Source organism: Cohnella pontilimi (genome assembly GCF_005049045.1).
Taxonomy (GTDB): Bacteria; Bacillota; Bacilli; order Paenibacillales; family Paenibacillaceae; genus Cohnella; species Cohnella pontilimi.
Genome location: NZ_SUPK01000006.1, coordinates 22,832 through 42,322 on the forward strand (window position 1 = coordinate 22,832; position 19,491 = coordinate 42,322).

Genomic DNA, 19,491 nt, shown 5'->3' on the forward strand with positions numbered 1-19,491 from the left:
AAATGGGAGGTTAAATTTATTGGGCGTATTATTTGATCTGCTCATTGTCTTGCATGTTTTAGCTGCGATTGTAGGAATAGGGCCTGCATTCATTTTGCCGGTGTTAGGAAAATCGGCTAAGTCCGGCAGTCAGTTACGCTTTATATTCGGGATCATTCAAAAAGTCAACAAATTCCCCAAAATAGGCGGCATTACGCTGCTTGTAACGGGTGTCTTGCTCATGATCGTCAGTAAAATCGGATTTTCGCTCGTATGGTTAAATATCTCTTTGCTGCTGTTTCTCCTCATTGAGATTTTGATTATCGGATTTGTTGAACCACGCATGAAAAGAACTACACATCTGGTCCTGTCAAGTGAGGGCGAGGATATTCCATCCGGCTTTGCAGAGTCCATGAAACAGATTGCACCTCTTGAGAGTACGGTGCATCTGTTTACATTTGCGATCATCGCACTCATGGTGCTTAAGCCGTTCTGAGGATGAACGGCCGCGACGGCCGTTTTTTTTGGGCGTACACCCACCTGCTTCCCTCTGCATATGTTGGCATCGAGGAAGAAGGAAGGAGTGCTGCCCAATGACCGGAACGGAACGCCATTATTTCGCTCGCGGCAATACGGCACGTGGAGAAGTTGTGCAATATGAGTCGGCACTTCGGGATTTATCCCGGATTTATGTTCTACAAGGACCTCCCGGCACGGCAAAGCCGACGCTGATCCGTTCGCTGGCGGCTGGCATACGGAACGAAGGGGAGGATGTCGAATGGTTTCATTCTCCTCTCCATCCCGATGATGTAGATATCGTGATCTTGAGGAATTCAGGCATTGCGATTGTCGACGGAACGGCTTGCCCCTATTCGGCGCAAGACACAAGAACGATCGCGATCGATCTCACTCCTGCGGTTGATTCGCGATTGCTGCCGGCCAACTATGAGGAAACCGCGGAAGTTCTGAATAAGAAGCTGTCGGATGCCTATTCCAGCGCTTATGCTTGCTTTGCCGACGCACTCCGCATTCATGACGAATGGGAAGCTCCTTATATTGAAAATTTGGATTTTCAAAAATCGGATGAGGTGGCTCGGGAATTTTCGGAATCCTGGCTCGCCTCACCAATGGAAAACAAACAAGCTGCCGTCCGGCATCTCTTCTTCGGAGCCGCGACGCCGCTTGGGGCCATTGATCATATCCAAAATCTCACGAGCGGACTGAACACGAGAATTTTCATCAAAGGAAGGCCCGGATCCGGGAAATCGACCTTGCTGAAGCGGCTGGCCGCCGAAGCGGAGTCCAAAGGCTACGACTTGGACGTCTTTCATTGCGGATTCGATCCGAACAGCCTGGATATGCTGATCTTTCCTGAGCTTGGTCTCGCCGTCTTCGACAGCACCGCACCGCATGAATACTTCCCGGACCGCACTAGCGACCGGATCCTGGATATGTACGAGCGCGTCATAAAGCCCGGAGTCGACGAACGTTACGCCGAACAATTGGCCGACATCAAATCCCGGTACGCACAAAAAATGAAAGAGGCCACCTCGTATCTCGGAGAAGCACGGGACGTTCACTTCAAAATCAGGGAACTATACCGCACGGCTGTAGACTTTTCCGTAGTCGACCGTTCGCTGTCCGGGCTGCGGAATGAGTTTGTGAATAAAACGCCGACCGCGTAAATCGGTCAGTGCCTAAATTGACGGAACTGTGCAAAGGTACAGACCTATGATCACACGAAACCATACATTATCAACGTGATGAGTATCATCACGATCTCAATTCCATCACGGGTGGTGATCATATGGGCTTTGGAGTCGGCGGCTTTTCCTGCGCCGGTTTTGGCTTAGGACGCTGGGCGGCCTTCGTTCTCGTTTTATTCATTCTGTTGGTAATCGTTCTGAGTGCTGGCTTGTTCATTTAATCACAACCGCTAGTTATTCCTCACACCCACGAAGCTGCCTAAGCTTCGCGGGTGTTTTTTTCAGGCTCGGGATCGAGATTCAAATCCTGCATGCGCCACGACGATTCCGGAAGCTGCCGGATCAACATAAACTGGAACTCCTTTTTGTACTTGATCCGCGTCCGGGGATGAAGTTCAACGGCCTCCAGCGTGAACGTTACGGAATAGAGGTCATCCGCTTGGTCCAATTCCGATTGCCGGATCATTTTTACGGACACCAAGGAATCGAGTTCACGAATCAGCGCCCCCGATTTCTCCCTCTTCACGCCTTCCGCCAGGAGGCGGACTATTTCCAAATCCCGGTCATTCATGGCTTGAACCAAATATTGCGCAAGCTTACGGGGAGTGGCTGCATGCAGTAACTCCCTCGTTTTCCCCGCAGCTTTATATACCATGAATTGATGCGCCGGATCCGGCACTTCGGACCGATGAGTCGTGCTGTTCAAGAAGTGGACGCAAAAGTGGCCGGAAAAATCATTGTCCGGGATCCCGTCTCCGCCGTGCGGCATCCCGTTCATCGAGGCCGCCAGCCGCCTGCCGCCTGCGGATACGAGAATCGCTTTCCGTTTCCAGCTCCAACGGCCTTCGTAAATTCGCTTCATCATTTTCGTATCCTCTTTCGTTGTGGGCTGCACATCCGCGTGGTCGCTTCCCGCGCGCCGCTGTACCCGAAAGGAGAGGCCCGTTTCCAAATCCGTAATCGTAAATACGCTTTTTCGATACACGATCGAATCCGCGTCTTTCCAAGGTATCAAATCCCCGTAATGGCGGTTTCTTGCTTTTTGCGCTTCCTTCAGCAGTTTATGCGATGCGTTTCGCGGCAGGACAAGCCTCTTCCCCTGCTCTTCATCCCAAAGATTCCCCGACTGTTCTAAACGAAGTATGTTCTCCTGCGCACCATGAGGCGCGATGACATAAACATCCGTCAGTGACGGGGAAAATTCAGCCTCTTCTTGCTTGGCCTTTCGCAGGGCCAATTGGAGTTTGGCATTATGAATCACGTACCGGCTTTCAAATACGGCTTTCGGGCTCGAACGTACGATGAGCGTCGTCATATGATTCCGTTTCACGCCGGCGGCATATGTAGTCGGGTGCGTCGGCGTGAAAAGCGTGACCAAGGCCAGTAAAACCGCGGCTCCCCGGCAAAAAGCGTTATTCATGGTTCCCTCCGGTCGGCTTGAATCGGGTTTTGTAAATACGGTGCCCGCTTTAGCCCCGGTTAATCCGGTTACAAATTACTGATACTAATCGTCATCGGAGGACAAACATGATTGAGGGGCTGCCGAACTTGGTGATTCCGAAAAGAAAGAAGACATTTCGAACGATCGCACGTATTGTTGCCTTGATAGTCGGTGCCGCACTGGTTGCCGTCGGCCTTGAAATTTTCCTCGTTCCGAACAACATCATTGACGGCGGAATTACCGGCATCTCCATCATGATGGCGCACGAGCTGCATTTGCCGTGGGAATTTTTCTCGTCGTTCTGAACCTCCCGTTCTTATACATTGGCTATAAACAATTCGGGAAGACGTTTGCCCTCTCCACGTTATTCGCCGTCATTCTGATGTCTGTCGGTACGACTTTGTTGATCCCGGTACCGCCTCTCACCATAGATCCTTTGCTTGCAGCTGTGTTTGGCGGCATCATTTTAGGGATTGGCGTCGGCATGGTGATCCGGGCGAACGGCTCGTTGGACGGAATCGAAATCATATCGATTCTCATTAGTAAACAATCGCCGTTTTCCGTCGGCGAAGTGGTCATGTTTTTTAACATTTTTATATTGGGCAGCGCGGGATTTGTGTTCGGCTGGGATCACGCCATGTACTCCTTGATCGCTTACTTCATAGCCGTTAAGCTGATTGACGTCACGATCGAAGGGCTGGATCAGTCAAAATTTGCTTGGATTATCAGCGATAAGCACGAGGAAATCGGAGACGCCTTGAATTTCGGTTTAGGCGGCGGGGTCACTTATATCACCGGAAAGGGCGCATTTAGCGGCGACGAGCGCAATTTAATACTTATCGTGATCAACCGGATGGAAGAGGCGAAATTGAAATCGATCGTCGATGAAATCGATCCCGGCGCATTCCTCGCTATCGGCAACATTCACGATGTGAAGGGCGGGCGCTTCAAGAAGAAAAACAGTCATTAACTGCAGGAAGGCGACTTTTTCCCGGTCACGTAAGATACCGTCAGCAAAATGACAGGCGGTACCACCATAAAAACAAGCCCATAGGGTATCCATACGTTTCGGTAGAAGTCCACATAATAAGTCATGTTGGGATAGGCAATATTGGCGATCGCCAGCATGACGGCGGCCAAGGGAAGGACAAGAGTCCGATGCTCTCTCAGGCGCAAGGTCTGCCCCAAGGAGACAACAGACGCATAAAAACTTACCGCTGTCTTGAAATAAATGGTAAGAAACCACATGCCGGCTACTACAATTTGAATACGGCTGAGAAACTCGCCGATATCGATTTTTTGCGCAAGCACGTAAGCCGGATACACATACAACGTCGTTACATTCGGTCCCAGCACAAGGATGCAATCCAAGGTTACGATCACGACCAAGGCTCCTCCGACCAACGCGCCCTTCAGCATCGCACTCCCCCTTTTGTGAATGTTGTCGACAAAAGGAAGAATCATCAAAAAAATGACATATTCCTGAAGGGTAAACATTTGAACACCGCCGAGGAGAACAGGTTTGAACCCATCTTCCATCAACGGCTTTAAGTTTTCGATTTTTGCATAGGGCCAAAGAAATCCCACCACCACGAGAAAAAGGAGCACCATCCAAGGAAAAAAAATTTCAGCGGCACGGCCGATCGGGGCAAGCCCAAGACGCACGCCCAAGACGACAATAAGCAAAAAAAGCAGGTGCACAAACTCAATTGGAGTTTCGGTCAGGACTTGCGTCGAAACGAATTCTCCCACATCCCTGAGCAGCACTGCAGAAAGCATGAAGCAGAACGAGAAGAAGAGCACGGACATCGCTTTGCCCAGCCATTTGCCGAGCAGCAGTTCCGAGTATTCCGCGGCCGTCCTGTCCGGGAACCTGTCCCCTAACTTCCAGAACAGTAACACGGAGAGAAGCCCAAGTCCGACGCCCAGAATAGAGGCGATCCAGGCGTCTTGTTTCGCTTCCGCTGCCAACTCGCCGGGAACGAGCAGCATTGACGTTCCAACGGTAAACATAACGACCAATACCGCGAGCTGTCGACTTCCGATCTTCTCTTCTTCCAACATGGCGAAACACTCCTTTCATGAAAACAAGCCGCGAATGAATTGATTGACCGGTTTGAAAATAACGGAAATGGCATACACCGGACTCGCAATTTCGATCTTCAGCGCGTGGATCAACAAAAGCCCAACTCCGAACAACAATAACGTGAGAAAGATCCAAAAATCTTTCCATAAACAGCGTCTGGCCAACGGAAGACCGTCCATCCAGAACATGGCACCCGCGGCTAAGATGATCCCCACTACTGTCATCTTGGTGTCCGCCTCGTTGACTCTTCGACCGGATCCACAATCATGCCGGTATGCCGAATCCGGATATCGACGTGCGTTTCAAAATCGAGATTGCCGAACTCCTTGATCCAAGTGTGCTCCTCCAACTTCTTCCATCCCTTCGGATCGGAGCGGTGGATCTCCGCACCGAAACCGAATATATCCGAGCCGTATTGCTCCTGCACGGTAAGGATCGTTTTCTCGATTACCCGCCTCAGGCTATCGTTTGTCCTTTTTTGCAATTCCTTCATCGTCTCCGGTTTTTTTAACGATTCCCGGCATTGAGTTTCTCCCACATTCGCCTCCCCGCGAATCTGAATAGACACATAGGGTTTGCCACGTTTTATATATCCGCGGATTTTATTTTTCGTCCATATCATTTCCAAGCTTGTAACTCCCTCCGTCGAACAGGGAATTTGAACGACCGAGTTTTTTACTTTTTCCGTGACGAAGCGATAGGCTCGACTTTCATCCTCTTCCAGCCAACCTGCCAATTTATCTTCTTTGAAAACAGCCATTCCGGTAAAATGCAGCACGGAAGCCAAATCTGATTGGTCGGTATGATCTAAGGCTTGTCCCGCTATAGGATCGCCCTTTATTTCAATGGCCGGCAGTGCCGGCTGCATTCCTTCGGTCATCAGAGTGTCAAGCAAGTCGTCCAATTTGACCAGCTTGATGGATCCCCAGTATTTTTCAGAGGCTTTCATCGAATTCAGGATACTTAGTGCGGGCACTTTTTCAATCGAGGTCAATACTTTCAATATATTTTCCGCGGTTGTACCCCTGGAGACGAGCATGTAGATATTGGCCGATACCTCGGGCTCCCTCGTAACGATATCCATCGCTTCGGCGATCCCCTCTCTGGCAAACTCCTCGCCGAATACCAATATCCGGGTTTGACCGGCGAATACTCTTCGTGGTTCTTCCGTCGTTAATTTCCGAATAGCCTCAAAGATCGTTTTTCCGGTTGCATGGTGGGTCACGATCGGTGCACTGCCGCCGCCCGTGCCTGGTTTGCCGGATATTTCTCCCGGGTTGACGATTTGGGCGGAAAGCTTATACTCTCCGTCGGATTTGTCAATACCGATCGCGATGGCAATGCCCAACACGTTCAGTTCCCTTCGGTTCCAACAACTGGTTAAGACCGGTACGATGAGCAGGATAAGCAGGCATTTCGCGAATCCGTTCATGGCTGCTTCTTTCCGCCCGCGGCTTCCGATCCGGAAGCTTTCCGCTTACGGATTACATTCTGCGGGGTAATGGACCGGGGACGGGCGAACAAGGACCGCCAAGGAGCGCGAATGAGCGAATCCTTCGTATTGTCGGGATCGATCGGAGCAATCGGCGACATATAGGGAACTCCGAAGGACTTCAAGCTGCATAAGTGCAATACGACGGCGATCATCCCGGTAAACAGCCCGTACAAACCTGCTGTTGCGGCAACCATCATTAAAAAAAAGCGCAGCATCCGCACGGAGATCGCCATATTGAACGCAGGAATCACAAAATTGGCAATCGCGGTAAGGGACACGACAATGACCATCGCGGCGGACACAAGCCCGGCTTGGACGGCCGACTGGCCGATGACCAATGTGCCCACGATGGACACGGATTGGCCGATCGGCTTCGGCATCCTCAGTCCCCCCTCCCGCAAAATCTCGAATGTGATTTCCATCATCAAAGCCTCAATAACGGCCGGAAACGGGACACCTTCCCTCTGGCCCGCCAAGCTGATTAATAGCGATGTGGGCAGCAGCTCCTGATGATAGGTCGTAACCGCTATGTAAACGGAAGGCGCAAGCAGCGCGATGCCGAAACTGATATAGCGCAGCAATCGGATTAACGTCGCGAAATCCGCGCGTTCATAATAATCCTCGGACGACTGGAGGAATTGGACGAACAAAGCGGGTATGATCAATACGAACGGCGTTCCCTGCACGAAGATCGCCACCCGTCCTTCCAGGATCGACCCAGCGACGGTATCCGGTCTTTCCGTATTAAAAACGGTAGGAAAAGGCGTCAGCGTTTTTTCCTGAATGAATTCTTCGATATACCCGCTTTCGAGGATGCCGTCAATATCGATTTTGTCCAGCCGGCAGCGGAGCTCTTGCAGCACTTTCTCATCAGCCAGTCCTTTGATATACATGATGGCCACATCGGTTTGGGTCCGCGTCCCGATTTTTCGGCTTTCCAACCAAAGCCGATTGTCCCGAATAATGCGGCGGACAAGGGCGGTATTCACATTCAGCGTTTCCGTGAAACCTTCGCGCGGACCGCGGATGACCACTTGCGTGTTCGGCTCTTCCACGCCGCGTTTTTCTCCGCCCTTGGTGCCGACAGCAATGGCGACGTCGTACCCGTCCAGGAGAATCACGGCACTCCCTGCGAACAACACGGCAAACAGCGTTTCATAATCGCGGATCTCCTGGATGTCGCCTGCCGCAAACACGGTCGTCTTCAAATATTCCGGAAGTTGTTGATCAGCCAGATTCTTGGGCAGCTGCTCGGTGCTCGCTTCCAGGAGGAAGGAATCGAGGAGCGGCTCCACATCCGCCATTCCGGCTATATAGACCAATTTCAATTTGGCTTTCGGATAATAGTGAAGCCGCACTTCCTTCATGACCAGATCAGGGCTGCAGCCCAACGATTCTTTCAATTGGCTGGTGTTATCGTCCAGCATGGAGGATAACGGTTGCTTGGACGAATCCGGGCTCCCGGATGGTTGGGCATGATTCGAAGAACCGCCGAACCGTTTTTTGATGGATCTCCAGATGCCGCCCAAAATTTTCGCCCCCCCCTAGCTGTTTCTCACCGACAATCCTCCCCCGTATCTTTTCCTTTTAGAATCCAAAAAATGCAATTGTTTCATGAAAAGTCACAGCCACTCCTCGTCACTGGGATAGAACCGACTTTTTCAGGAACGCTCGTTTCCCTATAAGCGCGGCCAAACAGCCGAACAGGTATCCGCAGCTGTTTAAGATCACGTCGTCGATATCCACTGATCGCCGCTGAATAACGTAGCTTGATGCCAACAGAAACTGCAGCGCCTCTATGAAAACTGAAGCCGCCACACCGATCAGCACCATTTTATATATTCGAATGTTGCGCTTTGAACCCGCCAAAACGCCAAACGGCAGAAGCAGCAGGATATTGCCGATTAAGTTTCTCATTCCAAAATAAGAGCGATCAAAAGCGCCTTTGATGCTTTTAAGCGGAATAAAATTAAAAGAAACCGCACCGCCCATATGTTTGTTGGACTCTATCACCCGGCTATCGACGATAAACGGAGCAAGAGTTACCGCAATCACGCCAACTAGATATATCCACACGGCAGCCGAAACCAAGTGGTAAAAAACTGACTTTCTTCTTATCAAATTCAATACGATCAATAAGGGAAGCGATACGACCCCTAGAAAAATCACATTTTCGGTTGTATACATGAAAGTCTCCTCTCACCGTTTATTAGAATGTCCTTCCGAATTGCTCTTCGAACAACGCTTTTATTTTCAATTCCAGCTTGTCATTCCATTCGTAGTTAACACCGTTGACGGCATTGGGGATAAAGCCGAACTTGCTCTCCTCCCCTTCGAACAGCTCTATACCGAATAAATATCCGACTCTTCCCTCTTGATTATCGTCAGGGGTAAGCACGATATCTTTTATTTCGCGGAGCCAACTTTGGATCTTCGCTCGATCTGTTACGACCTTTCGTTCCCCGGAACTTCCGTCCAAGAGCTCGATTTTATCCACTTCCAAAATATCGCCCGGATAGGCTTCGGCTAATGTAATCGACTCCAGTTTCGGCAGCTCGGGTTGCTCGGTTTTGCAAGCGGTTAGCGAAACAAACATAACGAGAAACATGGACAGCGGCTTCATAGTATGCCCCCTTTCGGTTAAAAGCTCTATTATATTAACTCCCAAATGTTGGATTAGTTTCAATCTCTTCAAAACGGGTGTTGGCGCACCAAAAAAGCCAGAATCATAAGGTTCTGGCTCACTGCGATTCATTCACGTCCGGCATTTTTATTTAACGAGGCGTTTTGTCTTGTTATTTAAGAGGGCAAGCAACCATCCATACATGACCGAAGGGATCTTCAATCTTTCCCACGCGGTCTCCATGGGGCAAATCCTGAATGGGCCTAAGAGATGCTGCACCTTCATGGACAGCTCTTTCTACCACATCGTCAACACGATCCACATATAGGTAAATGATAACCGGTGTGCCGCCCAGCGATTTTGCCGCACGATTGTGTCCGGGAAACTCATCGGCAATCATGATGCGGGCATCCCCCACTCTTATCTCGGCATGTTCAACTTTTCCGTCGTCTGTGACCATTCTCGTGACTTCAACGGCACCAAACACTTTAATGTAAAAATCAATGGCTTTGTCGGCCTGGTGTACGGCCAGCATCGGGATGGCGGATTTCGGCGTACTCATCTCTTATTCCCTCCTCATTAGGCAACTTTTGTATAAATTCACGTTCATTGGAATGATTCCTCCTCTCATGCAGCCTTTGCGCAAAAAAAACCGGCCCGGAATAACTCCGGACCGACGCGTTTATTTGGCAAAAACATGATTACCGATTTTGGCTACCACTTTCACTTTCTTTAATTTGGCCGGCTCAAGCTTCGGGTTAAAGAAATAGACAGCGCCGGGAACGTTATTATCGCCGGACAATGCCGCTTTGGCCGCTTTCAGACTGTCCTTGGACGGCTTCACGTTGGCCAGTTTCCCGTTGCCCGCAGGCGAGAATTGCTTCGGCTCGTAAATGACGCCTTTGACGGTATCGGGATAATCGGGATCATCCACCCGGTTCATCACCACGCATGCCACAGCGAGTTTCCCCTCGTAAGGTTCATTCCCCGCTTCGATTTGCACCAGGTTGGCCAGAAGCATCAAATCGGCCTGATTGACTTCTATTTCCGACTTTGACTTGGCTGCCATAAAGTCGGGAATAACCACTTTCAGGGCCTGACCCGCCGTGAGAGATTCATTCTTTAGTCCGTTGCGCAGCTGCAATTCTTTCACGGTTGTTTGATATTGCTTGGCAATCCCCCATAAGGTTTCGCCGCTCTCTACGACATGCACAGGCTCCGCTGTCACGACGGGCTTTCGTTCTTCCTTCCGCCATCCAACATTTGCGTGCATAGACTCCGCGAGAATGCGAAGGGAATAATAAACGTTTCCATCTTTCACTTTAACGGATTCCGAGGTTTCATAGGTGTGCCCGTTGTAACGGATTATCGTTTGCTCCGTTGGAATGGAAAGCTGATCTCCGATAACGTTCGAAACGGTAATCTGGCCTGTCCCGTCATCAATATCAACAACCCATCCCATCATTTCCGAAAATTCCTTTACCGGGGCATAGGACTTTCCATCTACAAGCCATATGCTTTGGCTCATTTCAGCAGGCTCGTCGCCGATATACAACGCCGGTTCCGCGCTCGCCATTGCCGCGCCGGAGCCAACCGCCACAAACACAGCAAGAGTCGCCGCCGTAATTTTAGTCAGCCAATTGATTTTCATCACCCTCCGTTTTCACGATGTTGATAAATCTTTTTACTGACTTGGTTGCTTGTAATGATACAAGAAATGACAAGGAAAATTTTAAATATGAGTGATTTCTTATTTGAATAGAAGGATTCTCATTTAATAATTGCAAAAAAAAAGCCCGAAAAGATTCGTCATCTTTTCGGGTTTTCGTCCTCACAGCAATCCGGCCGGCTTATCGATTCGTTTCTTCAAACCCGATCGTTTCGACGCGATCCGTTACGGGATCGAAGCGGATGGTGACATAGACGCCGAATTCCTTGCCGTCAGGCTTTCTGAGCCATAGTTTAAACTTCTCCTCCGCCTTTCTTGCCGAAATGTATGTACGACCTACGTGCAAATAATCGATGATGGGGAAACCATATCGTTTCATCGTTTCTTGCACCGCCATATTGCCCCATTTTGCGTAAGAAGGCTCTGGCTCAGGATGACGAGCGAAAGCTGTGGAGGCCAGAATGGAGAGACAACAGATCCATAACATGACCGTTTTTTGTTTCATACCCTCTACCCTTTCCAGTTGTTGTTTGAATTAAATTGCCCATCTCCTATATGAGGTAACCGCCCGCAGCCAACAAGAAAGCCATACCCCAACGGATATGGCTGATCTTGGACGGCCGAGCCGGCGAGCTGTTATCCGGACTTATGAGCAACAAAATCGCAAACTCGAAAATACGATTCCTGCGCCAGCATTAAATCGGCGTATTTCATAATTCCTTGTCCGATTTCGGGGTCGAACAGCATGGTGAGGTCCAATTCCTGTAATTCGCTGTGTTCAGCCGCGAATTGAGGGCCGCGGAAATCGTCAAGCGACGGACGATCGGCCTTGAATCCGGCTTGATGAAGAGACCCCATCCACTCATCCAACGATAAAATTTTATTGAATTTGAAATAATCGAGGATTTCTTCATAAATAGGCTGAGGGATTTCAGCAAACAAAACGATTTCACGGTCGAGCAGCCGGCCGTTCGGCTTCAATACCCGATGATATTCCTTCAAAGATTTCGGAACATCGGTAAAAACCGTCACGGATTCTGCGTAGACAACATCGAAAGTTTGATCTTCGAGAGGGAGCCGCTCAACGCTTCCCTCCACCCATTCGATCCCGGTGAGCCCTTGTTTCTCTGCCCGGCGTTTGGCCTTCTCAAGCATGAGCGGATGTTGATCCAGTGCGGTGACACGATAACCTTTTTCCGCAAGATAACAAGCCGTTTTCCCCGTGCCGCATCCCACTTCCAATATTCGCAATTCTCCCGGCTCAAGGGCTTTTTCCAGCAGTCGTTTCGTCGCCTTAAATCCGCCCGGGTGCGCGGAAGCCACCCCAAGACGCGAGAGCAGGTCCATGTATTCCATTCCGTTCACATCCTTCATTCGCTTGTTAACAATCGCAAATCCCCATGACTTTAGGTGAATACAGCCATAACATATGCACAGAGATCCGAACCGCCAGTACGAACACACATTTCGAATAAGAATCCGCTCCTGCACACGCAAATGTTTACATGCAAAAAAAGAACCGCCTGGATAGGCGGTGAAGTCTGGCGATATTTTGTTCCGTTTATTCGTGACGTTCTTCGGATTTTGTACTTAGATAATTCCAGCTGCCAGAATGATTACCAGCAGAATAAAGAGAACAAGCACGAATGCTGCACCGCCAAGCCAGCCAAAACCTCCGCAGCTAAAGCCGCCTCCTACGAATCCCATTCAATATCACCACCTGCATAGGTTTAGTGATGTATTATCATCACACCCCTAACATACGACGAGGAGGCTCCAATCGACAGGACGAACGCACAGAATTGCGCGAATTGTGCTCCTGTCCCGTGAGTCGTGGAACCTTCCTCAACATTGTCCAAGAATATTTTAGGATCCGTCATATGATGTGTTGAATCTTACCTAAATTCCAAGTGAGGCTGTGCTTATGATGAATGTGTTTCTGGACGACACACGTCCTTGTCCGGAAGGATTTCGTTTGGTCAGGACGGTGGATCAGTGTATCAAACTGCTGAAACATCATAAAATCGACGTGCTTTCGTTGGACCACGACATGGGGTATCATCAGCCGACCGGATACGATTTGGCGAAATACATGGTGAGCAAAAGGCTCTTTGCCAATGAAATCATCATCCACAGTGCGAATCCCATCGGTTCGTTAAAAATGTACTTTCTGCTTGACCGCCACAAGCCTGAGCACGTGTCTCTCTCCATACGTCCCAGACCGTTCGAAATCTCCCCCGACCTGAGACGAAGCCAAGGAAAGTTTTCTTAATCTCCCGGAGCATACTATCGGAAAATGGTTAAAGGAGCCTATTCCGTTGAACGCGCCTTCCAGAGGACAAGCCATTTCGGGACGATGGACATTAAAAGCCTGGAAGGTCAGCTCAATATCGGCCTTAACTACAGAGGGCCTTTGGATCCGGACAAGATCCTTCCGTTCGGCAAAGATCCGTGCTCCTCTCATCCTCCTTCACCCCTTGAACCCGACAAAGCCGCCGCGCCGGACCACAAATCGCTGAAATATAATATCAGGCCAAGAAGAGAGAAAGATCAATCAGCTAAGCGCTGACTGATCTTTCTTCGTTAAATCCAGAACCAGGGAACAAGGCACCTTAATCGGTGCTTTTGACCCAACGATCCACTTTGTCCGCGTTTGCTTTTACCCAATCCTTGGCCGCATCTTCCGGAGATTTGCCTTCTTGAATCGCCACCATCACGTTCGCCATATCATCCGGAGTCCACTCGAACCGGTCAAGGAACGCATAGGCGTCCTTCTTGTCCTCTTGCAGACCTTTGCGGACCAACGTATGAATTTGCTCATCCCCGCCGTATACGCCCTTTGGATCATCTAAGTATTTCAAGTCCATCTTGGCGAACATCCAATGGGGCGTCCATCCGGTAACCACGATAGGCTGTTTATTATCGTAAGCTTTGAGCAGTTCTTGAGCCATGGCCGCAGAAGAGCTCTCAACAAGTGTATAGCTCTTCAATCCATATTCCTGAATAGCCTTTTCCGTGGCCATCATAATTCCTGCGCCGGGCTCGATGCCGATTAACTGTTTTTTGAGCAAAGATGCGGTTTCCGTCTTGTTCAAATCTTCAATGGACTTGATATCCATATAAGCCGGAACCGCCAGGCCGATCTTCGTGCCGTTCAGATTCGGGCCAAGGTCGACGATATTGGACTTATATTTATCCAAGTAAGACGAATGCGTGCTGGGAAGCCAAGCAGCAACCATCGCATCCGCGCTGCCGTCGGCGATGCCCGCCCACATCGGACCTGCGTCCACCTGAAGCATTTCCACCTTGTAACCCAGCTTAGACTCCAGTACCTCCTTGACAACATTGGTGCTGGCAATTTCGGAGTCCCATGCCACATAAGCAAGTTTAATTGATTTGTTGCCCTTGTTGCCGGAACATCCAGCCAACACGGCAATCACCATTACAATCGACAACAGCAAATACCATTTCCTCAATAAAAACACTCCTTGCATTATTTTTTCTTGAACGCATTTTGCGTCAAGCGATCAAGCAGAATCGCCATGATGACGATTGCGATGCCAGCTTCGAAACCGACTCCCGTCTTCGCTTGCGTAACGGCACGGTAAACCAAGGCACCTACGCCTTGCGCGCCGATCATGGAGGAAATGACGACCATCGATAACGACAGCATGATGGTCTGGTTAATCCCGGCCATGATCGTCGGCATAGCAAGCGGAAGCTGCAGTTTGAACAATTTTTGGTTCGGGGTGGAGCCGAAGGCATCGGCAGCCTCGACGAGCTCAGCTGGCACCTGACGGATGCCCAAATTCGTCAGCCGAATGGTGGGCGGGATTGCGAAGATGATCGATGCGATAACACCCGGGACTACGCCAAGCGAAAAAAAGGAAACCGCAGGCAGCAAATAAACGAAAGCAGGCATGGTCTGCATGAAATCCAAAACCGGAGTAACCGTATTTTGGACACCGTTTTTTCGCGCGCATAAAATGCCAATCGGCACTCCGGCAGCAACGGAAAGAATGGCGGCGGTCAGTACCAGGGACAACGCCTGCATAGACGGTTCCCACAACCCGAGATTATCGATCAACATCAGCCCGATAAATGCAAACAGTGCCATTCTCCACTTGCCGATCCTATAGGCCAAAGCAGCAATGAGAAGAATCAGCACAATCGCAGGAGCAGCCAATAAACCGGTCTCGATTCCTTCGACCATGGAACCAATTATGGATCTAATAAAGTTGAACACCGATCCCAGGTGGTCGGTAAGCCAATCCTCAAATGCTTCAACCCAATGCCCCAGAGGGATTTTAGGTATGCTCATACAGCCACACCTGCTTCCGGTACGGCATTGCCCGCAAGCGCGGAGAGAACAGCTCCTTTGATCAGGATGCCTCTCAATTTGTCTCGTTCATCGACTACCGCGACAGGGATTCTGGTTTCGGCCATAACCTCAAATAATTCATGGAGAACCGTAGCCGGCGGTACCCATGGCACGTTAACTTCCATCACTTCGCCAATTGATTTGTTTTCTTTCACAGCAAGCGATGCGCTTTCCGCAGTCACCACACCCAAAAGCTTCCTCTCTTTATCCGTCACATAGAGACTGGAAACCCCGCTGTCTCTCATCAACTGGAGGGCCACCCGGGGACCTTTATCAGGAGTAATGGTTTCTGGCTCCTGCATAACATGCGCAGCCGTAAGCACTTTGGACAGATCCACGTCTTCCACAAAACGTTCCACATATTTGTCCGCCGGCTGGATCAAAATTTGTTCCGGCGTTCCGATTTGTACAATAGAGCCGTCTTTCATGAGGGCAATCCGGTCCCCGATACGCAGTGCTTCATCCAGGTCATGCGTGATGAAGATGATGGTCTTTTTCATCCTAGCTTGAAGAAGAAGCAGCTCATGCTGCATATCCTTGCGAATGAGAGGATCGAGTGCGCTGAACGCTTCGTCCATCAGCAAAACATCCGGATCGTTGGCCAATCCACGAGCCAATCCTACCCTCTGCTGCATACCGCCGCTCAGTTGATCCGGATAACTATTCTCCCAACCTTCAAGGCCGACCAGTTCGAGAGCGTTCCTCGCAAGCTCTTTTCTCGTTTTTTTGTCAATCCCTTGTATTTCAAGTCCGTATTCCACATTGCCGAGCACCGTACGGTGAGGAAACAGGGCAAACTTCTGAAAAACCATCCCGATTTTTTTTCTGCGCAACTGACGCAGTTCGTCGGTGCTCATTTGGACGATGTCCCGTCCATTGAACAAAACTTGGCCGGAGGACGGCTCAATCAGCCGGTTCAATAAGCGGACCAATGTCGACTTTCCGCTGCCGGATAAACCCATAATGACGAATATCTCCCCTTGCTCTATAGAAAAACTGGCTTTATTCACACCTACCGTCATCTTGGTTTCTTTGTAAATCTTTTCCTTAGACCAACCTTGACTAAGCAGCTGTTCCGCTCGGTTCGGCTCGTTTCCGAAAATTTTGGTCAGCTGTCTTACTTCGATAATAGACATGGACAGGGGTAGCCTCCTTATAACGAAAATAATAAAGACCCCAAATTAGGGGCCAATAGCAAACCGAAGCAGTGCGGCCGGAAATTCTGCCATTCATAAGTACAGTAACATACGAACATCATTCTGACAACTTCATTTTATTTATTAAGTTGTTTGTAAATGAATGTAAATCGCATTCTATTTCTTGTTTGCGTGCTGTATGATCGCCGCAATAATCTCATCGGCTTGCCAGTTCACTATGACATCGGCATTCTCCTTCATCACTTGAGATGTGCGGTTTGCATCAAAACGTTGAACGGCGATGAGCGGAATATTTAACTCGTCTTTACACGCAATAATCTCTTTGTTGATCCAACGACTATAATTGGAATAAACGCCACACAACATAATCACCGCATCACAGAACTTGATTTTGCTTCTAATGGACTCGTAAATTTTTCTCTCGTCATTTGTTTGGAAAACAGCATGTTGGGGGGAAAGATAAATCGAACGATAACGAAAGTCCTCTCTCGCACCCAATAAATCGTGCAAATCTTTATTCATGCTGTTGTAGTTCCATGCACAGCTTAAATATAAGTTGTAATGACGATGGAGCTGATTCGTTAATTTCACTGTTTCTTAACTCCTTAAATAGACAGAAGGAGCCTTTGATGACAGGCTCCACCCAAATGTTAATATGAAGAATTTATTATCTTTAATTTATCACACCACCCACTGACTAACAACCCTAATATGAAATTAAATTGTTTGTAAAATTATGCATAAAAATGAAGAAGAGCCGCCAAGATCTTCTCTGGCAGCCCGTTTGCTTCTATTTTTTCATCTCGGTCTATTGATAAATTGCTTCGTTTTCTCGAAAGCCTTCTCCTCGCCGACGACAACCAATACATCATCTTCCAGCAGCACGACATGAGGACCTGGTGAAATCGACACATTCGTCCCTCGGCGAAGCGCTATTATCGTTGCTCCTGTGTTTTGCCAGAATTGGAGACTGGCAATCGTCATTCCGATTACGTGAGAATGGGAATGAATTTTTAACTCTATAGGATTGTATGGCTTTAGATTCTGAAGCCGGTCCGAGGCTTCCATTATCTCGGTCAGAATGGATTCGAATCTACGATCAATATTTTGTTTCTCTTGTAAAAGAAGTTGCAAATCCTGCTTTAGAGAGTATACGGATTTCAAATAATTGTGTTTCGTAATATATTCATAAGCATTACGGTTGGATATAACGGTGATTTCTTTTCCCTGTGTTACGGAAACAATGTTTTCTTCCTTCAGCAATCCGATGGCCTTCCGTATTGTTTCCGGGGAAACATGATATTGTCCGGCGAGCAACGATCGTCCGGAAATTTTGCTGCCAACCGGAATTTCTCCGCTCACGATTCTTTGGGCGATGTCAAGTGCAATGGATTTATACCCTGCCTTTTCCGAATCCGCCATCCGTTGATTCTGCCCCTTGTCTAATAAAGTTGCATTTTGCAACACAAGCATACGCTTTTCTACAATGAATGTAAACTCCGGTTTAGACCTAGATCAAGCCGTCCATAATCTCCTGAAGACTAAGCTCCGCACAAGCCATGGAAGTGTCCGCAACGCCGTAATATATTTTCACCACATCCCCTTCGACGAGCGCTCCGCAGGAAAACACGACGTCGCCGAAAAAGCCGTTCTTTTCATATCCCGCATCCGGCTCAAGAATCGGCTTGCCCGAGCGGGCAAGCACATTGGACGGATCGTTCAAGTCCAGCAGGACAGCCCCCATACAGTACCGGTGTTCCTTGGTCGCCCCGTGATACAGCTCCAGCCAGCCTTTGTCCGTCCGGAAAGGAACCGCTCCTCCTCCGATTCTGCCCCCGTCCCACATGCCTTCCCTCAGACCGAGAAGATGCTTATGATTGCCCCAGTGCAGCAGGTTGTCCGATTCGGCGATCCATATTTCCGGCGAACCGATGCTTTTGACCGTCGGGCGGTGGAGAGCGTAATATTTGCCGTTAATCTTTTCGGGGAAGATCAGCACATCTTTATTGTCAGGACAGAAAATCATGCCGTGATGGGTAACTTTCACAAAATCTTGGGTCGAAACCATCGATTCCCCGATTCCGACAGGCGATACCACCGAGAAATAAATATAGTAGGTGTCCCCGATTTGCGTCACCCTCGGGTCTTCGACCCCGAACGCCTCCAATGGATTGGAAGGATAGACGAACGGCTTGTCGTCGATCGTGAAACGGCGTCCGTCCTTGCTGCGGGCGATCCGTATGTAGGACAGCGAAGTCAAATAGGCAAATCCGGCGCTTTGGGTGACATCCCGGATAACACGGGGATCGGAAAAGTCGTAGCGTACATCGTCCGTTCTAAATTCCACCAAATCGACAGCTTGCGTAGCCGGATTGTAGATCGGCGCCTTGACGATATTGGGCTGCTCGCTTCTTGGGCGCTCCGCAACGCGCAGCAGCATCAGGATTTCGTCCTTGTATTTGGCGATTCCTGCGTTAAACGCGCCGATCACTTCAAATCCTTCGTGGAACGGTTTCACATCCTCCGGGGTAATCAGCGGATTCTCTTCATAACGATATATGTTCATGGTTTTACAGGCTCCTTCGTTTAAACTTTCTACTCTATATCCATCACCCGCCTGACGTCCCGTTCAAGCCCCTTTTTTATTTTTGGAATTTCTGCCACCAATTCTTTATCGCTTTCTCGTCATAGGGAAGATTGAAATATTTGAGCATATCTGCCGCCGTCTCTTGAATGTGAGTGCCCAGTTTGCTTTTGTCCTCGAGATGAATGATGTCGAACAATCGATCCCGAAATGAGTCCATCATATGGTTGAACTTTTCTCTTTCCATCATCAATTCCTCCATATATATTTCATCGCTTATACGATTAATGTATGAAGGCTGTCCAACGCTTGCGACGGGGAGTCTGCGGAATATATCAAAAAAGAACTCCCCATCAGCCATCAGGGAGTT

22 protein-coding genes and 1 pseudogene are annotated in these 19,491 nt (G+C 49.2%); 4 read left to right on the forward strand and 19 right to left on the reverse strand.

From position 1 onward, the window contains the following. Positions 1-19 precede the first annotated feature (19 nt). Together E5161_RS12685 and E5161_RS12690 are read left to right on the forward strand one after the other, a co-directional pair. Entirely contained in the window at positions 20-475 is a 456-nt protein-coding gene (locus E5161_RS12685; RefSeq protein ID WP_169306684.1) for a DUF2269 family protein, read from the forward strand. Positions 476-572: 97 nt separating this feature from the next. Further along, positions 573-1,664: a PRK06851 family protein gene (locus E5161_RS12690; protein ID WP_136778204.1), complete on the forward strand. Its 1,092-nt coding sequence runs from the start codon at positions 573-575 to the stop codon at positions 1,662-1,664. A gap of 280 nt (positions 1,665-1,944) precedes the next feature. Here the strand turns inward: E5161_RS12690 and E5161_RS12700 are convergent, their stop codons facing one another. Continuing rightward, positions 1,945-3,105 carry a hypothetical protein gene (locus E5161_RS12700; protein ID WP_136778206.1) on the reverse strand — a complete coding sequence of 387 codons (1,161 nt, stop codon included), beginning with the start codon at positions 3,103-3,105 and terminating at the stop codon, positions 1,945-1,947. A 107-nt stretch (positions 3,106-3,212) separates the two neighbouring features. Between E5161_RS12700 and E5161_RS12705 the strand changes: the two are divergent. After that, a pseudogene (locus E5161_RS12705) lies at positions 3,213-4,096 on the forward strand (YitT family protein). Here the strand turns inward: E5161_RS12705 and E5161_RS12710 are convergent. The 11 genes from E5161_RS12710 to E5161_RS12760 all read right to left on the reverse strand — a co-directional run bounded on the left by E5161_RS12710 (position 4,093) and on the right by E5161_RS12760 (position 12,706). Beyond that, positions 4,093-5,190: a GerAB/ArcD/ProY family transporter gene (locus E5161_RS12710; RefSeq protein WP_136778207.1), complete on the reverse strand. Its 1,098-nt coding sequence runs from the start codon at positions 5,188-5,190 to the stop codon at positions 4,093-4,095. The pseudogene E5161_RS12705 and the gene E5161_RS12710 sit on opposite strands and share 4 nt — an antisense overlap. 15 nt (positions 5,191-5,205) lie before the next feature. Beyond that, complete coding sequence (locus tag E5161_RS12715; RefSeq protein WP_136778208.1) at positions 5,206-5,436, reverse strand: hypothetical protein; 231 nt, start codon at positions 5,434-5,436, stop codon at positions 5,206-5,208. Continuing rightward, positions 5,433-6,644 (reverse strand): Ger(x)C family spore germination protein, encoded by a 1,212-nt coding sequence (locus E5161_RS12720; protein WP_136778209.1) that lies wholly within the window; start codon positions 6,642-6,644, stop codon positions 5,433-5,435. Before E5161_RS12720 ends, E5161_RS12715 begins: the two co-directional genes overlap by 4 nt. Next, positions 6,641-8,134 carry a spore germination protein gene (locus tag E5161_RS12725; protein ID WP_136778500.1) on the reverse strand — a complete coding sequence of 498 codons (1,494 nt, stop codon included), beginning with the start codon at positions 8,132-8,134 and terminating at the stop codon, positions 6,641-6,643. The genes E5161_RS12720 and E5161_RS12725 overlap by 4 nt, the downstream gene beginning before the upstream one ends. 211 nt (positions 8,135-8,345) lie before the next feature. Further along, on the reverse strand, positions 8,346-8,894 hold the full coding sequence (locus tag E5161_RS12730; protein ID WP_136778210.1) for a VanZ family protein: 549 nt from the start codon (positions 8,892-8,894) through the stop codon (positions 8,346-8,348). Positions 8,895-8,916: 22 nt separating this feature from the next. After that, positions 8,917-9,330, reverse strand: coding sequence for a hypothetical protein (locus E5161_RS12735; protein ID WP_136778211.1), 414 nt, complete (start codon positions 9,328-9,330; stop codon positions 8,917-8,919). 172 nt (positions 9,331-9,502) lie between these two features. Further along, positions 9,503-9,892, reverse strand: coding sequence for a VOC family protein (locus tag E5161_RS12740; protein WP_136778212.1), 390 nt, complete (start codon positions 9,890-9,892; stop codon positions 9,503-9,505). A gap of 120 nt (positions 9,893-10,012) precedes the next feature. Beyond that, positions 10,013-10,981: a cell wall hydrolase gene (locus E5161_RS12745; protein ID WP_136778213.1), complete on the reverse strand. Its 969-nt coding sequence runs from the start codon at positions 10,979-10,981 to the stop codon at positions 10,013-10,015. A gap of 199 nt (positions 10,982-11,180) precedes the next feature. Beyond that, positions 11,181-11,504 carry a DUF3889 domain-containing protein gene (locus tag E5161_RS12750; RefSeq protein ID WP_246042213.1) on the reverse strand — a complete coding sequence of 108 codons (324 nt, stop codon included), beginning with the start codon at positions 11,502-11,504 and terminating at the stop codon, positions 11,181-11,183. Between the two features lie 131 nt (positions 11,505-11,635). Further along, entirely contained in the window at positions 11,636-12,355 is a 720-nt protein-coding gene (locus E5161_RS12755) for a class I SAM-dependent methyltransferase (RefSeq protein WP_169306685.1), read from the reverse strand. A gap of 234 nt (positions 12,356-12,589) precedes the next feature. Further along, positions 12,590-12,706 (reverse strand): sporulation protein YjcZ, encoded by a 117-nt coding sequence (locus E5161_RS12760; protein ID WP_136778215.1) that lies wholly within the window; start codon positions 12,704-12,706, stop codon positions 12,590-12,592. 217 nt (positions 12,707-12,923) lie between these two features. On the opposite strand from E5161_RS12760, the gene E5161_RS12765 reads away from it, so the two are divergent. Beyond that, positions 12,924-13,271 (forward strand): cyclic-phosphate processing receiver domain-containing protein, encoded by a 348-nt coding sequence (locus tag E5161_RS12765; protein WP_136778216.1) that lies wholly within the window; start codon positions 12,924-12,926, stop codon positions 13,269-13,271. Positions 13,272-13,611: 340 nt separating this feature from the next. On the opposite strand, the gene E5161_RS12770 is transcribed toward E5161_RS12765, so the two are convergent. The 7 genes from E5161_RS12770 to E5161_RS12800 all read right to left on the reverse strand — a co-directional run bounded on the left by E5161_RS12770 (position 13,612) and on the right by E5161_RS12800 (position 19,371). Next, positions 13,612-14,475, reverse strand: coding sequence for a glycine betaine ABC transporter substrate-binding protein (locus E5161_RS12770; protein WP_246042214.1), 864 nt, complete (start codon positions 14,473-14,475; stop codon positions 13,612-13,614). Positions 14,476-14,492: 17 nt separating this feature from the next. Beyond that, positions 14,493-15,320, reverse strand: a complete 828-nt coding sequence (locus E5161_RS12775; protein WP_136778218.1) for an ABC transporter permease — start codon at positions 15,318-15,320, stop codon at positions 14,493-14,495. Continuing rightward, the gene (locus E5161_RS12780; RefSeq protein ID WP_136778219.1) at positions 15,317-16,516 is read right to left on the reverse strand and encodes a quaternary amine ABC transporter ATP-binding protein; all 1,200 of its coding nucleotides are present in this window, start codon (positions 16,514-16,516) and stop codon (positions 15,317-15,319) included. Before E5161_RS12780 ends, E5161_RS12775 begins: the two co-directional genes overlap by 4 nt. A 177-nt stretch (positions 16,517-16,693) precedes the next feature. Continuing rightward, on the reverse strand, positions 16,694-17,128 hold the full coding sequence (locus tag E5161_RS12785; protein ID WP_136778220.1) for a TIR domain-containing protein: 435 nt from the start codon (positions 17,126-17,128) through the stop codon (positions 16,694-16,696). 207 nt (positions 17,129-17,335) lie between these two features. Then, a complete protein-coding gene (locus tag E5161_RS12790) occupies positions 17,336-18,010 on the reverse strand; it encodes a TrkA C-terminal domain-containing protein (RefSeq protein ID WP_246042218.1) in 675 nt (224 codons plus the stop codon). A gap of 37 nt (positions 18,011-18,047) precedes the next feature. Further along, positions 18,048-19,103, reverse strand: coding sequence for a BtaManbiosPhlase (locus E5161_RS12795; protein ID WP_136778221.1), 1,056 nt, complete (start codon positions 19,101-19,103; stop codon positions 18,048-18,050). A 76-nt stretch (positions 19,104-19,179) separates the two neighbouring features. Next, positions 19,180-19,371, reverse strand: a complete 192-nt coding sequence (locus tag E5161_RS12800; protein ID WP_136778222.1) for a hypothetical protein — start codon at positions 19,369-19,371, stop codon at positions 19,180-19,182. Positions 19,372-19,491: the final 120 nt, after the last annotated feature.

Bases quoted from the DNA above. Each gene is read 5' to 3' on its own strand.
- E5161_RS12745 (WP_136778213.1), bottom strand. From the start codon at position 10,981: ATGAAAATCAATTGGCTGACTAAAATTACGGCGGCGACTCTTGCTGTG.
- E5161_RS12750 (WP_246042213.1), bottom strand. From the start codon at position 11,504: ATGAAACAAAAAACGGTCATGTTATGGATCTGTTGTCTCTCCATTCTG.
- E5161_RS12740 (WP_136778212.1), bottom strand. From the start codon at position 9,892: ATGAGTACGCCGAAATCCGCCATCCCGATGCTGGCCGTACACCAGGCC.
- E5161_RS12795 (WP_136778221.1), bottom strand. From the start codon at position 19,103: ATGAACATATATCGTTATGAAGAGAATCCGCTGATTACCCCGGAGGAT.
- E5161_RS12725 (WP_136778500.1), bottom strand. From the start codon at position 8,134: ATGCTGGACGATAACACCAGCCAATTGAAAGAATCGTTGGGCTGCAGC.
- E5161_RS12735 (WP_136778211.1), bottom strand. From the start codon at position 9,330: ATGAAGCCGCTGTCCATGTTTCTCGTTATGTTTGTTTCGCTAACCGCT.
- E5161_RS12755 (WP_169306685.1), bottom strand. From the start codon at position 12,355: ATGGAATACATGGACCTGCTCTCGCGTCTTGGGGTGGCTTCCGCGCAC.
- E5161_RS12690 (WP_136778204.1), top strand. From the start codon at position 573: ATGACCGGAACGGAACGCCATTATTTCGCTCGCGGCAATACGGCACGT.
- E5161_RS12715 (WP_136778208.1), bottom strand. From the start codon at position 5,436: ATGACAGTAGTGGGGATCATCTTAGCCGCGGGTGCCATGTTCTGGATG.
- E5161_RS12780 (WP_136778219.1), bottom strand. From the start codon at position 16,516: ATGTCTATTATCGAAGTAAGACAGCTGACCAAAATTTTCGGAAACGAG.
- E5161_RS12800 (WP_136778222.1), bottom strand. From the start codon at position 19,371: ATGATGGAAAGAGAAAAGTTCAACCATATGATGGACTCATTTCGGGAT.
- E5161_RS12775 (WP_136778218.1), bottom strand. From the start codon at position 15,320: ATGAGCATACCTAAAATCCCTCTGGGGCATTGGGTTGAAGCATTTGAG.
- E5161_RS12720 (WP_136778209.1), bottom strand. From the start codon at position 6,644: ATGAACGGATTCGCGAAATGCCTGCTTATCCTGCTCATCGTACCGGTC.
- E5161_RS12760 (WP_136778215.1), bottom strand. From the start codon at position 12,706: ATGGGATTCGTAGGAGGCGGCTTTAGCTGCGGAGGTTTTGGCTGGCTT.
- E5161_RS12730 (WP_136778210.1), bottom strand. From the start codon at position 8,894: ATGTATACAACCGAAAATGTGATTTTTCTAGGGGTCGTATCGCTTCCC.
- E5161_RS12710 (WP_136778207.1), bottom strand. From the start codon at position 5,190: ATGTTGGAAGAAGAGAAGATCGGAAGTCGACAGCTCGCGGTATTGGTC.
- E5161_RS12700 (WP_136778206.1), bottom strand. From the start codon at position 3,105: ATGAATAACGCTTTTTGCCGGGGAGCCGCGGTTTTACTGGCCTTGGTC.
- E5161_RS12790 (WP_246042218.1), bottom strand. From the start codon at position 18,010: ATGCTTGTGTTGCAAAATGCAACTTTATTAGACAAGGGGCAGAATCAA.
- E5161_RS12765 (WP_136778216.1), top strand. From the start codon at position 12,924: ATGATGAATGTGTTTCTGGACGACACACGTCCTTGTCCGGAAGGATTT.